Genomic DNA, 12,614 nt, shown 5'->3' with positions numbered 1-12,614 from the left:
AGGGGTTGCGCATGCGGGGTTGTGGGATCTCTCTTTCACAGTCTGCCGGCTGTGGGACGAGTCAGAAACCGTTGATGTAGGCGAAGGACATGCGAAAGGTCCGGCGTAGAGGGTAAGACCCCCGTAGCTGAAACATCAACGGCTCGTTTGAGAGACACCCAAGTAGCACGGGGCCCGAGAAATCCCGTGTGAATCTGGCGGGACCACCCGCTAAGCCTAAATATTCCCTGGTGACCGATAGCGGATAGTACCGTGAGGGAATGGTGAAAAGTACCGCGGGAGCGGAGTGAAATAGTACCTGAAACCGTGTGCCTACAAGCCGTGGGAGCGTCGCTGTATGTGCTTGCACATGCAGTCGTGACTGCGTGCCTTTTGAAGAATGAGCCTGCGAGTTAGCGGTGTGTAGCGAGGTTAACCCGTGTGGGGAAGCCGTAGCGAAAGCGAGTCCGAACAGGGCGTTTGAGTTGCACGCTCTAGACCCGAAGCGGAGTGATCTAGCCATGGGCAGGTTGAAGCGGAGGTAAGACTTCGTGGAGGACCGAACCCACCAGGGTTGAAAACCTGGGGGATGACCTGTGGTTAGGGGTGAAAGGCCAATCAAACTCCGTGATAGCTGGTTCTCCCCGAAATGCATTTAGGTGCAGCGTCGTGTGTTTCTTGCCGGAGGTAGAGCACTGGATAGGCGATGGGCCCTACCGGGTTACTGACCTTAGCCAAACTCCGAATGCCGGTAAGTGAGAGCACGGCAGTGAGACTGTGGGGGATAAGCTCCATGGTCGAGAGGGAAACAGCCCAGAGCATCGACTAAGGCCCCTAAGCGTACGCTAAGTGGGAAAGGATGTGGAGTCGCAGAGACAACCAGGAGGTTGGCTTAGAAGCAGCCACCCTTGAAAGAGTGCGTAATAGCTCACTGGTCAAGTGATTCCGCGCCGACAATGTAGCGGGGCTCAAGCGTACCGCCGAAGTCGTGTCATTCATACACATAGGGCCAACGCCCGTATGGATGGGTAGGGGAGCGTCGTGTGCCGGGTGAAGCAGCCGCGGAAGCGAGTTGTGGACGGTTCACGAGTGAGAATGCAGGCATGAGTAGCGATACACACGTGAGAAACGTGTGCGCCGATTGACTAAGGGTTCCTGGGTCAAGCTGATCTGCCCAGGGTAAGTCGGGACCTAAGGCGAGGCCGACAGGCGTAGTCGATGGACAACCGGTTGATATTCCGGTACCCGCTTTGAAACGCCCAGTACTGAATCAGGCGATGCTAAGTCCGTGAAGCCGGCCCGATCTCTTCGGAGTTGAGGGTAGTGGTGGAGCCGATGAACCAGACTTGTAGTAGGTAAGCGATGGGGTGACGCAGGAAGGTAGTCCAGCCCGGGCGGTGGTTGTCCCGGGGTAAGGGTGTAGCCCGTGTGGTAGGTAAATCCGTCACACATTTAAGGGTGAGACCTGATGCCGAGCCGATTGTGGTGAAGTGGATGATCCTATGCTGTCGAGAAAAGCCTCTAGCGAGTTTCATGGCGGCCCGTACCCTAAACCGACTCAGGTGGTCAGGTAGAGAATACCGAGGCGTTCGGGTGAACTATGGTTAAGGAACTCGGCAAAATGCCCCCGTAACTTCGGGAGAAGGGGGGCCATCACTGGTGATAGCACTTGCTGCTTGAGCTGGGGGTGGCCGCAGAGACCAGCGAGAAGCGACTGTTTACTAAAAACACAGGTCCGTGCGAAGCCGTAAGGCGATGTATACGGACTGACGCCTGCCCGGTGCTGGAACGTTAAGGGGACCGGTTAGCTGCTCTTCGGGGTGGCGAAGCTGAGAACTTAAGCGCCAGTAAACGGCGGTGGTAACTATAACCATCCTAAGGTAGCGAAATTCCTTGTCGGGTAAGTTCCGACCTGCACGAATGGCGTAACGACTTCTCGACTGTCTCAACCATAGGCCCGGTGAAATTGCACTACGAGTAAAGATGCTCGTTTCGCGCAGCAGGACGGAAAGACCCCGGGACCTTTACTATAGTTTGATATTGGTGTTCGGTTCGGCTTGTGTAGGATAGGTGGGAGACTTTGAAGCGGCCACGCCAGTGGTTGTGGAGTCGTCGTTGAAATACCACTCTGGTCGTGCTGGATGTCTAACCTGGGTCCGTGATCCGGATCAGGGACAGTGTCTGATGGGTAGTTTAACTGGGGCGGTTGCCTCCTAAAGAGTAACGGAGGCGCCCAAAGGTTCCCTCAGCCTGGTTGGCAATCAGGTGTTGAGTGTAAGTGCACAAGGGAGCTTGACTGTGAGACCGACGGGTCGAGCAGGGACGAAAGTCGGGACTAGTGATCCGGCAGTGGCTTGTGGAAGCGCTGTCGCTCAACGGATAAAAGGTACCCCGGGGATAACAGGCTGATCTTCCCCAAGAGTCCATATCGACGGGATGGTTTGGCACCTCGATGTCGGCTCGTCGCATCCTGGGGCTGGAGTCGGTCCCAAGGGTTGGGCTGTTCGCCCATTAAAGCGGTACGCGAGCTGGGTTTAGAACGTCGTGAGACAGTTCGGTCCCTATCCGCTGCGCGCGCAGGAATATTGAGAAGGGCTGTCCCTAGTACGAGAGGACCGGGACGGACGAACCTCTGGTGTGCCAGTTGTCCTGCCAAGGGCATGGCTGGTTGGCTACGTTCGGAAAGGATAACCGCTGAAAGCATCTAAGCGGGAAGCCTGCTTCGAGATGAGTATTCCCACCCTCTTGAAGGGTTAAGGCTCCCAGTAGACGACTGGGTTGATAGGCCAGATGTGGAAGCCCGGTAACGGGTGGAGCTGACTGGTACTAATAGGCCGAGGGCTTGTCCTCAGTTGCTCGCGTCCACTGTGTTAGTTCTGAAATAACGAACGGCCGTGTTTCATCCGGTGTTGGTTAATTTCATAGTGTTTCGGTGGTCATTGCGTTAGGGAAACGCCCGGTTACATTCCGAACCCGGAAGCTAAGCCTTTCAGCGCCGATGGTACTGCAGGGGGGACCCTGTGGGAGAGTAGGACGCCGCCGAACAATTTTTCCGGGAAAGCCCCGTGCCTTGTGGCACGGGGCTTTTCTGCGTTCTGAACGTCTAGGCTCGAACCATGCGCTACGAACTGGTCATCTTCGACAACGATGGTGTGCTCGTCGACAGTGAGCCGCTCGCCAACACCGTCCTCTCCGGCTACTTGACCGAACTCGGTCACCCCACCTCGTACGACGAGTCGCTCCGTGACTACATGGGGTCCGCCGTGCACCGGGTCCACGATCTCGTCGAGGAGAGGACCGGGCAGAAGCTGCCCGAGGACTTCGACTCCACGCTCAACACCCGTACGTTCGCTGCCTTCCAGCGGGAGCTTGTGGCCGTCGACGGGACCGAGGAACTGCTCGGGAAGCTCGTCGCGGACGGGGTGGACTACTGTGTCGCCTCCTCCGGGAGCCATGAGCGGATCCGGGTCGGGCACCGCAAGACGGGCATCGACCAGTGGTTCGAGGAAGAGTGGATCTTCAGCTCGGAGGATGTCGGGCGGGGCAAGCCGGCGCCGGACCTGTTCCTCCACGCCGCCGAGCGGATGGGCGTCGCTCCGGAGAGGTGCGTAGTCATCGAGGACAGTCCGCTCGGGGTCGAGGCGGCGCGGGCGGCCGGGATGGACGTGTACGGGTTCACGTCGATGATGCCCGCGGACCGGCTCGTCGGAGTGACCGGGCATTTCTCGGACATGTCCCAGCTTCCCGGACTGCTCGCCTGAGCCGTCTACCCATGGGTAGAGCCTGGCTCTACGCTCGCGGCCATGACTGATGCGGGCTTGCGGCACGGCAGGGCCTCCCTGGGGCTGAGCTTCGGCGTCCAAGGGGTGGCCTTCGCCCTCCTGGTGACGCGTATCCCCGCCGTTCAGGACCAGTACGGGATATCCGACGGGCTGCTGCCCGTCTTCCTCGCCGCCGTCCCGATCCTGGCGGGGGCCGGCAGCGTGGCCACCGAGAAGGTGGTCGTGCGGGTGGGGCCCGGCGTCGTCCTGCGGTGGGCCCAGCCCCTCGTCCTGCTCGCCCTGCTCGGAGTGGGCGGGGGGCGGGAGGTGTGGCACGTCGCCGTCGCGCTCGGCGTCTTCGGGCTGGCCGTCGGGGCGTTGGACGCCTCCATGAACATGCTGGGCGTCAGCCTCCAACGGGCGTACGGGCGCAGCATCATGCTCGGTTTCCACGCCGCGTACAGCCTCGGTGGGATCCTGGGGGCGTCGTTGGCGTGGGCCGGGGCGCGGTGGGATCTTTCGCTGTTCGTGTCCTACCTGCCCGTCGTGGTGGTGCTGTTGCCCGCCGCGCTGGCCGGGAGCCGGTGGTACACGGAGGGGAAGGGGCCCGAGGAGGCCGGCCCAGGCCTAGGCCCAGGCCCCGGGGGCGCGGGTGGGGCCCCGTCGTTCAAGCTGCTGCTGCCGCTCTGCCTGGTGATGACCTTCGCGTACATCGGGGACTCGACCGTCTCCAACTGGAGTGCCAAGTACCTCCAGGACGTGCTGGGCGGTTCGGAGCAGCTCGCGACCGTTCCGTACAACGTCTACATGGTGACGACCCTGCTGGGGCGGGCCGTGGGGGACCTCGGGGTGCGGCGGTTCGGGGCGGTGGCCGTGGTGCGGGGCGGGAGTCTGCTGGCGGCCGGCGGGTTCGCGGTCGTGGCGTTGGCGCCGGGGGCCTGGGTGGGGATGCTCGGGTTCACGATGCTCGGGTTCGGGCTCTGTGTGATCGTGCCGCAGACCTTCGCGGCGGCCGGGCGGATGTTCCCGGGGAACAGCGACGCGGCCGTGGCCCGGTTGAACATCTTCAACTATGTGGGTTTTTTGGTCGGTTCGCCGCTCGTGGGCGCTCTGGGGGATGCGTGGAGTTATCGCGGTGCCATGCTCGTACCGATGGTTCTGGTGCTGGCGACGCTCGTGTATGCCCGGTCGTTCGGGCCGAGCCCCGCCCGATACGGTGGCGGGCATGAGCGGCCGCACACAGCTGATGTGGGATGACGCAGTTACGGGATACGACTTCGGGGACACCCACCCCATGGACCCGGTCCGGCTGGACCTGACGATGGGGCTGGTGCGGGCGTTCGGGCTCGACGGGGCGGTGGATCTGCGGTCGGCGAAGTCCGCCGGGGACTCCACCCTGCGGCTCGTGCACCGCGAGGACTACGTGGCCGCGGTACGGGCCGCCTCCGCGGATCCGCGGGCGGCCGACCAGGACTACGGGCTCGGGACCGTGGACGATCCGGCGTTCGCCGGGATGCACGAGGCGTCCGCGCTGATCGCGGGGCTGTCGGTGGGCGCCGCCGAGGCCGTGTGGCGGGGAGAGAGCGGGCACGCGGTGAACTTCACCGGGGGGCTGCATCACGCCATGCCCGGGGCGGCCGCCGGGTTCTGCGTCTACAACGACCCGGCCCTCGCCATCGCCCGGCTGCTGGAGCTGGGCGCCGAGCGGGTCGCGTACGTCGATGTGGACGTCCACCACGGGGACGGGGTCCAGGCCGCGTTCTGGGCGGACCCGAGGGTGCTGACCGTGTCACTGCACGAGCACCCGCGGACCCTGTTTCCGCAGACCGGCTGGCCGGAGGAGACCGGGGCCGGGGACGGTGAGGGCGCCGCGGTGAACGTGGCGCTGCCGGCCGGGACCGGGGACGAGGGGTGGCTGCGGGCGTTCCACGCGGTGGTGCCCGAGCTGCTGGCCGACTTCCGGCCCCAGGTGCTCGTCACCCAGCACGGGGCCGACACCCACTTCGAGGACCCGCTCGCCCACCTCGCGGTGTCGCTGGACGCGCAGCGGGCGGTCATGGAGTCCTGCCACGAGCTCGCGCACCAGTACGCGGAGGGCGGGCGCTGGGTGGCGCTCGGCGGCGGTGGGTACGCGGTGGTGGACGTGGTGCCCCGGTCGTGGACGCATCTCGTCGGGATCGCGGCGCATGCTCCCGTCGATCCGGAGTCCGTGGTGCCGTCGTCCTGGCGGGACCTCGTCTACGCCCGCACGCGGCAGTTGGGGCCCGGCCGGATGACGGACGGGCGTACGCCGTCGTGGAAGGCGTGGGAGGACGGGTACGACCCGGCGGACCGGCTGGACCAGGCGGTGCTGGCGTCCCGGAAGGCGGCGTTCCCGCTGCGGGGGCTGCTGACCTGACGGGCGTGGACCGGGGTGTGCGCGGGCATTGTGCCGTGCGTTACGCCAACGGTGGGGCGTACCGGGATTCCCGCCCGCCGGGGCTCCGCGATGCGGCAGCATCCCAGGGGTGTTGAGCACCGGGGCGTTGCGCGCCCATCTGCTGGCGGCCCGGCTGGCCGGGCCCGTGGCCACGCCGCGCGAGAACGGTCTGCGCAGCTACCGGCTGTTCGCCGCCCGGGATCCGCGGGTGATGCTGGGGCTCGCGCCCGAGCGGGCCTGGGGCGAGGGTGAGCTGCTACGGCTGATGGCGGACCGGTGCGGGGTCTCCGCGGATCCCGCGTACGTGTCCGGGCCCGACGCGATCGACCCGGAGCGGACGGTGGCCGCGCTGGACGCGTTCGCCGAGCGGTTGACGCTGGTGGCGGAGCGTCGGGCTCCGGTGCTGCTGGGGACCGGCCATCCGCACCGGCTGCTCGGTTTCTACGCCGGGCTGGCAGACGCTCTGTCGGCGGCGGGCTGTCCTGTTCTCACCCCCGCGCAGGGCAGATGTGTCGACATAACGACCCGGTTTGGCGTACGCACGTACCACCTCGACTACGTACGGGGGGTAGCTCTGGTGCGTGAACCGGGGGGGCGGCCCACGGGGGGCGAGACCGGCGCGCACACGCATTCGCCGCTTCCGGTGCGGGTCGCGCTCCAGGATGCCGCGGAGCGGCTGGGGGTGCTGCCCGAGCTGGTGATCGGGGATCACGGCTGGGTCTGCGGTGCAGGTCAGCTGGGGATCGAGGCGATCGGGCCGGCGGACACGGACGATCCGGCGCTGTTCGTGGGGGAGGCGGAGGGGCGGGTGTCCGTCGTCGTTCCGCTCGACGACGGCGTACGGGCGCCGTTCTACCGGCCGTTGACGCGCTATGTGCTCAATCGGGCCTGTCTGTCACAGTAGGCCGCCGATCGCCTCTCCTCTTCCCCACTCGCACCACCCGCCCCTAATCTGGTGAGTGAGCGCACAGCGACGAAGAGTCACCGGAGGGGAAGCCGGTGCGCGTCCGGTGCGGAAGGTACAGGTGGGTCATGGCTGCTGGCAGCGAGAGGCCTCTCAACGAGGTCAAGTTTCTGACCGTGGCGGAAGTCGCCTCGGTCATGCGAGTGTCGAAGATGACCGTGTACCGCTTGGTGCACAGCGGTCATCTGCCGGCGATCCGGGTGGGCAGGTCCTTCCGGGTGCCGGAGCAAGCGGTTCACGCGTATCTCCGCGACTCCTTCGTGGGGGTGGAATCAGCCTGAGGTTGCCTGCGGATTACGCCCCTCGGACGGTGGCGGGTAGGCTAGGCCGACGTAGGTCGTGTGGGCCCAGACGCCCCGCACCAGTGAAGATGAAGTAAGCGAGGGTAGTCGTGGGCTCTGTTATCAAGAAGCGGCGCAAGCGGATGGCCAAGAAGAAGCACCGCAAGCTGCTCAAGCGCACGCGCGTTCAGCGTCGCAACAAGAAGTAAGCGAACGCAGTTCGTGAGATCCGCAGCCCTTCCGCCGTTCCGGTGGAGGGGCTGCGGTGCGTTTCGGGGCATGGGGGCGTCACAGGACGGCGTCCACCCGCTACGGTGACGGCCAGGGAAGTCACCGCGGGAAGCAGGGGAGCCGGGTCTTGGGAAAGGTCGTGCTCGTCACAGGAGCGGCCCGGCAGCTGGGGGGCCGCTTCGTCCGGCGCGTCCAGCGGGAGCCCGGGGTGGACCGGGTGATCGCCGTCGACGCGGTCGCGCCCGCGCACCGGCTGGGCGACGCGGAGTTCGTCACTGCGGACATCCGGCAGTCCGCCCTGGCTCGGATCCTGGCCGAGCACGCCGTCGACACGGTCGTGCACCTGGACGTCTCCGGCAAGGCGCTCGGCGCCGGCGGCCGGACGGCGATCAAGGAGACCAACGTCATCGGCACCATGCAGCTGCTCGGAGCCTGCCAGAAGTCCCCGACGGTGCGGCGGCTCGTGGTGAAGTCCAGTACGAGCGTGTACGGGTCGGCGCCCCGCGATCCCGCCGTGTTCACCGAGACCACCCCGCCCAAGTCGCTGCCCAGCGGCGGCTTCGCGAAGGACGCGGTGGAGGTCGAGGGGTACGTACGGGGCTTCGCCCGCCGCCGGCCGGACGTGGCGGTGTGTGTGCTGCGGTTCGCCAACATCCTGGGGCCGCGGCCGGACTCGCCGCTCGCCGACTATCTGTCGCTGCCCGTCCTGCCGACCGTCTTCGGCTACGACCCCCGGCTCCAGTTCGTGCACGAGGACGATGTGATCGACGTCCTGGGGGTCGCGGCGGGCGAGCCCCGGCGCGGGACGCTGAACAGCGGCACCTTCAACGTCGCCGGTGACGGTGTGCTGCTGCTTTCGCAGTGCTCGCGGCGGCTGGGGAAGCCGACCGTGCCGGTGCTGCTGCCCGCCGTCACGTGGGTCGGCTCGGCGCTCCGCACGATCGGCATGACCGACTTCTCGCCGGAACAGATCCGGCTGCTCACCCATGGCAGGGTGGTCTCGACCGTACAGATGCGCGAGACCCTCGGTTTCCGGCCGCAGTTCACCACGGCGGAGACGTTCGCGGAGTTCGCGCGGAGCCGGGGTCCCGGGCTGCTGCCGCCGGCGACGGTGGGCAGGGCGGTGGACCGGCTGGCGGCGTTGCCGCTCCCGGGAGGCACCGGGCCGCGGGAGCACGGGGCCGGTGCGGTACAGACGACTCACGGCGCCAGGTAGAGGAGCGCACCGACGATGGCGGACGCCAAGGTCATTCCGTTCGACGACGACCGTTCGCGGTCCGGAGAGACATCGCGTCCGGCGCGGCGCCGGACCGGGGCGGGGGGCCACGGCAGCGGCCGGGGCGACGGTTCCGCGGCCGCGGTGAGCGCCCTGCCGGGTGCGCAGGTCCCCGGGCAGCCGTCGGAGGCGGGGGAGGCGGAGCACGAGGACGAGGGGCTCCGTCAGGACGTGGAGGGCTCGGACGGTTCATCGGGCGGCGGCTGGGAACGGCGGATCGCGGGCGGGCTCGCGTTCCTGCGGCGGCGGGTCACCGGTGACTACGACGTCGACGAGTTCGGGTACGACGAGGAGCTCACCGACCAGGTCCTGATGTCGGTGCTGCGGCCGCTGGCCGACAAGTACTTCCGGGTCGAGGTGAAGGGCATCGAGAACATCCCGTCGGACGGCGGGGCGCTCATCGTGGCCAACCACTCCGGGACGCTGCCGCTGGACGGGCTGATGCTCCAGGTCGCGGTGCACGACAACCATCCGGCCGAGCGGCATCTGCGGCTGCTCGCCGCCGATCTGGTCTTCCATCTCCCGGTCGTCAACGAGCTGGCGCGCAAGGCCGGTCACACGCTGGCCTGTGCGGAGGACGCGCAGCGGCTGCTGGAGACGGGCGAGATCGTCGGGGTGATGCCGGAGGGCTTCAAGGGCATCGGCAAGCCGTTCGGTGACCGGTACAAGCTCCAGCGCTTCGGCCGGGGCGGGTTCGTATCGACGGCGTTGCGGGCGGGGGCGCCGATCGTGCCGTGCTCGATCGTGGGCGCGGAGGAGATCTACCCGATGATCGGCAACGCGAAGACGCTGGCCCGGCTGCTGGGCTTCCCGTACTTCCCGATCACGCCGACGTTCCCGTGGCTGGGGCCGCTGGGCGCGCTGCCGCTGCCGACGAAGTGGACGATCCAGTTCGGTGAGCCGATTCCGACGGACGGTTATCCGCCGGAGGCGGCGGAGGACCCGATGCTGATGTTCAACCTGACGGACCAGGTGCGTGAGCAGATCCAGCACACGCTGTACCGGCTGCTGGTGCAGCGGCGGTCGGTCTTCTTCTGACCTGGTGTGCGGAAGGTCTGGTGTGCGGAAAAGGAAGGGCCGGTACGCGGATCGCGTACCGGCCCTTCCTGTGTGTGAGCCCGTCGTTCTACGGCCTGAGGTTCTCGCCGTCGATGCCGAGGCCCGGGAGGAGCCCCGGGAGGAGCGGGGGCAGGGTGACGTCCGGGGCGGCGGGTGCGCTGGGCCTGCTCTCGGGGGAGGGCTTGGTGAGGCCGTCCGTCGGGAGGTCGTCCAGCAGGCCGTCCGTGCCGCCGCCCAGCAGGCCGTCGTCCGGAGTGGTGTCGGCGGAGCCGGACGAGCCGGAGGGTTCGGGGGTGGGTTTGCCGTCGGTGCGGTTTCCAGGCTGCTCGGGGGCGGCCGGGGAGGCGGGGGCGTCGGTCCTGGGCGAGCCGGTGCCCGGGGTAGTGGCGTCGGAGCGTCCAGTGTCCTTGCCCGGGGGGCGGGGGAGGAGCGACTGGAGCGGTGCGACTTCTTCCTCCATGGCGTCGAAGACCGAGCTGACCTCGTCGCGGACGTCGGTGAGCTGGACGGGCAGCCGGTCGCGGAGGCTGCTCCAGGTGTCGCGGTGCGAGCGGGAGAAGGTGTCCAGGGTCTGGATCGGGCCGATCGCTCCGTCGCGCTGGTAGGCGGAGTGGAGCAGCCGGTGGCCCTCGGAGGCGTCGTGGGACATGCCGTTGAGCGCGCGTCTGACGGCGCCGAGGGATTCGTGGTCCAGGGCGCCGGAGCGGCCGCGTTCCATGAGTCTGCGGGCCTCGCTGAGCCGGGTGGAGGCCTGGTCGAGATAGGCCTCGCCGCGGTCGGCGTCGCCCGAGGCCATGCCGAGGCTGAGATCCTCCATCCCGCGTTTCAGTCCGTAGAGCGAATCACCGGGGAGGGCGTCGGAGCTGGCGGCGGCCACACCGCCGAACGCTCCCGCGGCCACGCCGACGGTGAGCCCGCCGGCGGTGAGCCCCTTCGCCCAGCGGGAGCGGGGGCGCAGTTTCCGCAGTGGTGAGGCCCGGTGGGCCCCCTTGCCCCGTTGCACGGGCACCGTAGGGCCCGTGGACGCGCCGCCCTCGGCGAACATGGCCTCCATGGCCGCGACGAGCTGGGCTCGCTGCACCACTTTGACTTCGGGGTCCAACTGCGGCTTCGGTAGCTCACCGAGGCCGTTCGCCAGGGCCAACAGCGGTCCGCGGTCGGCCTGGTCGGCCGGCTCCGCGGGCTGTACGGCCGCCGCACCCTGGGGGGTCTGCTCTTCCAGGGCCTGGGCGAAGGCGTTCGCCCGCCGGTGTGCCGAAACGTTTGCGATCACTGGCGGCACCTCCTCTCGTCATGACGGTCGACTCCCCTGACGGTCCGGAAGGTTGCACACCTTGAGCGTTTCCACTCGATGGGGTGAGTGGCTACGGACAGGGGTGACGACAGGGGGCCTGCAACCGGCACAACGAGTCGCGCGGCACTTGGGTTACGCACGAAAGATGATCGGACCAGTGCGTGACGGGACGGTCACGCAGAGGCCCGGTCAGCGGGCGTCGTCCGGCAGGAGTCGGGCGAGCGTCCGTACGGCTCGGTACTGGAGGGTCTTGATCGCGCCCTCGTTCTTGCCCATCACGCGGGCGGTCTCGGCGACCGAGAGGCCTTGGAGGAACCGCAGGGTGACGCACTCCTGCTGCTGGGGGTTGAGCCGCCGCACGGCCTGGAGCAGTGCGGCGTTGGAGAGGGACTCCAGGACGGAGTCCTCGGGGCTGCGCGCCACCTCGTTGGCGTCGAGCATTTCGCCGGTGGTCACTTCCAGCCGGAAGCGACTGGATTTGAAGTGGTCGGCGACCAGGTTGCGAGCGATGGTGACCAGCCAGGCGCCGAAGTCGCGGCCCTGCCAGGTGAACGTGGAGATACGGCGCAGCGCGCGGAGGAAGGTCTCGCTGGTGAGGTCCTCCGCGGTCGCCTTGCCGCCCACGCGGTAGTAGATGTACCGGTACACGGTGTCGCTGTACTGGTCGTACAGGCGGCCGAAGGCGTCCGCCTCACCGGCCTGCGCGCGCTCGACGAGATCCATCATGCGCGCGCTGTCGCTGTCGGCGGTGGGACGGCGGACGGTCGAGGTGGTCGAGGCGGCGCGGGTGCCGCGTCTTCCGACCGCCGCACTGCGTTCGGCCAGGGCGTAGCAAGGGCCGGCAGGTGCAGGGGTGGCAAATGCGGGGACGGCGTACGCGGTGGGGACGAAGCCGCGCAAGCGGTCAACGACCGATGCACGCAGCGTAGCCAGGCCCGAGGCGTCAACCCCGACGTGTGGGTACACGGGACTCCCAGAGGCAGAGCTTCCATCACGAGCAGTTCGAAAAACGTCACCCGTGGTAGCGGGTGGCGGTCTCCGTGATGCGTCTGAGGAGAATAACGCTTCGTGCAGGCAGCGCTACACCCAGTTGTCTAAATCACCGGTTCCGTCGCTTCTGTTATCGCTAAGTGACGCACCAAGTAGCACTTGGTGACCGTTTATTGACCGGATTCCTTCGTGATCTGTCTGTGGGGGCGACGGGTTGTGGCCGGGAGCCGGCGATCCGGCTGGCCGGAGGGAGCGTTGCCCGCGGTGGCGGAGCCGCTCGCGATCGGGGGCCGGGCTCCGGGCGTGGTGCGCCCCGTGACCGTTCGCGGTGGGCGGGCGGGAGGTGCGGGAAGGGCTGTG

10 protein-coding genes and 2 rRNA genes are annotated in these 12,614 nt (G+C 67.4%); 10 read left to right on the top strand and 2 right to left on the bottom strand.

The genetic code is table 11. The features are described 5' to 3' along the window. The 10 genes from B9S58_RS25520 to B9S58_RS25475 all read left to right on the top strand — a co-directional run. Positions 1-2,829 (top strand): 23S ribosomal RNA (locus B9S58_RS25520); the annotation flags it as partial. 78 nt (positions 2,830-2,907) lie between these two features. Continuing rightward, positions 2,908-3,024 (top strand): 5S ribosomal RNA (rrf, locus tag B9S58_RS25515). A 71-nt stretch (positions 3,025-3,095) separates the two neighbouring features. After that, complete coding sequence (locus B9S58_RS25510) at positions 3,096-3,740, top strand: HAD family phosphatase (protein ID WP_103534389.1); 645 nt, start codon at positions 3,096-3,098, stop codon at positions 3,738-3,740. 42 nt (positions 3,741-3,782) lie between these two features. Further along, positions 3,783-4,997 (top strand): MFS transporter, encoded by a 1,215-nt coding sequence (locus tag B9S58_RS25505; RefSeq protein ID WP_103534388.1) that lies wholly within the window; start codon positions 3,783-3,785, stop codon positions 4,995-4,997. After that, positions 4,966-6,138, top strand: a complete 1,173-nt coding sequence (locus B9S58_RS25500; protein WP_103534387.1) for an acetoin utilization protein AcuC — start codon at positions 4,966-4,968, stop codon at positions 6,136-6,138. Before B9S58_RS25505 ends, B9S58_RS25500 begins: the two co-directional genes overlap by 32 nt. Positions 6,139-6,247: 109 nt before the next feature. Beyond that, complete coding sequence (locus B9S58_RS25495) at positions 6,248-7,063, top strand: phosphatase (protein WP_103534386.1); 816 nt, start codon at positions 6,248-6,250, stop codon at positions 7,061-7,063. A gap of 128 nt (positions 7,064-7,191) precedes the next feature. Beyond that, positions 7,192-7,404: a helix-turn-helix domain-containing protein gene (locus B9S58_RS25490; RefSeq protein WP_158072177.1), complete on the top strand. Its 213-nt coding sequence runs from the start codon at positions 7,192-7,194 to the stop codon at positions 7,402-7,404. 110 nt (positions 7,405-7,514) lie between these two features. Continuing rightward, a complete protein-coding gene (locus tag B9S58_RS25485) occupies positions 7,515-7,613 on the top strand; it encodes a 30S ribosomal protein bS22 (RefSeq protein ID WP_003948845.1) in 99 nt (32 codons plus the stop codon). A gap of 149 nt (positions 7,614-7,762) precedes the next feature. Then, positions 7,763-8,851 (top strand): NAD-dependent epimerase/dehydratase family protein, encoded by a 1,089-nt coding sequence (locus tag B9S58_RS25480; RefSeq protein WP_103534385.1) that lies wholly within the window; start codon positions 7,763-7,765, stop codon positions 8,849-8,851. A 15-nt stretch (positions 8,852-8,866) separates the two neighbouring features. Then, positions 8,867-9,949: a lysophospholipid acyltransferase family protein gene (locus B9S58_RS25475; protein ID WP_103534384.1), complete on the top strand. Its 1,083-nt coding sequence runs from the start codon at positions 8,867-8,869 to the stop codon at positions 9,947-9,949. A gap of 88 nt (positions 9,950-10,037) precedes the next feature. Here B9S58_RS25475 and B9S58_RS25470 read toward each other — a convergent pair whose 3' ends face one another. Together B9S58_RS25470 and B9S58_RS25465 are read right to left on the bottom strand one after the other, a co-directional pair. Beyond that, positions 10,038-11,243 carry a DUF5667 domain-containing protein gene (locus tag B9S58_RS25470; RefSeq protein WP_103534383.1) on the bottom strand — a complete coding sequence of 402 codons (1,206 nt, stop codon included), beginning with the start codon at positions 11,241-11,243 and terminating at the stop codon, positions 10,038-10,040. 210 nt (positions 11,244-11,453) lie between these two features. Continuing rightward, positions 11,454-12,230 carry an ECF subfamily RNA polymerase sigma factor, BldN family gene (locus B9S58_RS25465; protein ID WP_103534382.1) on the bottom strand — a complete coding sequence of 259 codons (777 nt, stop codon included), beginning with the start codon at positions 12,228-12,230 and terminating at the stop codon, positions 11,454-11,456. Positions 12,231-12,614 lie beyond the last annotated feature (384 nt).

The organism is Streptomyces sp. SM11 (assembly GCF_002910905.1).
Taxonomy (GTDB): domain Bacteria; phylum Actinomycetota; class Actinomycetes; order Streptomycetales; family Streptomycetaceae; genus Streptomyces.
This window is presented reverse-complemented; position numbering and strand designations above follow the sequence as displayed.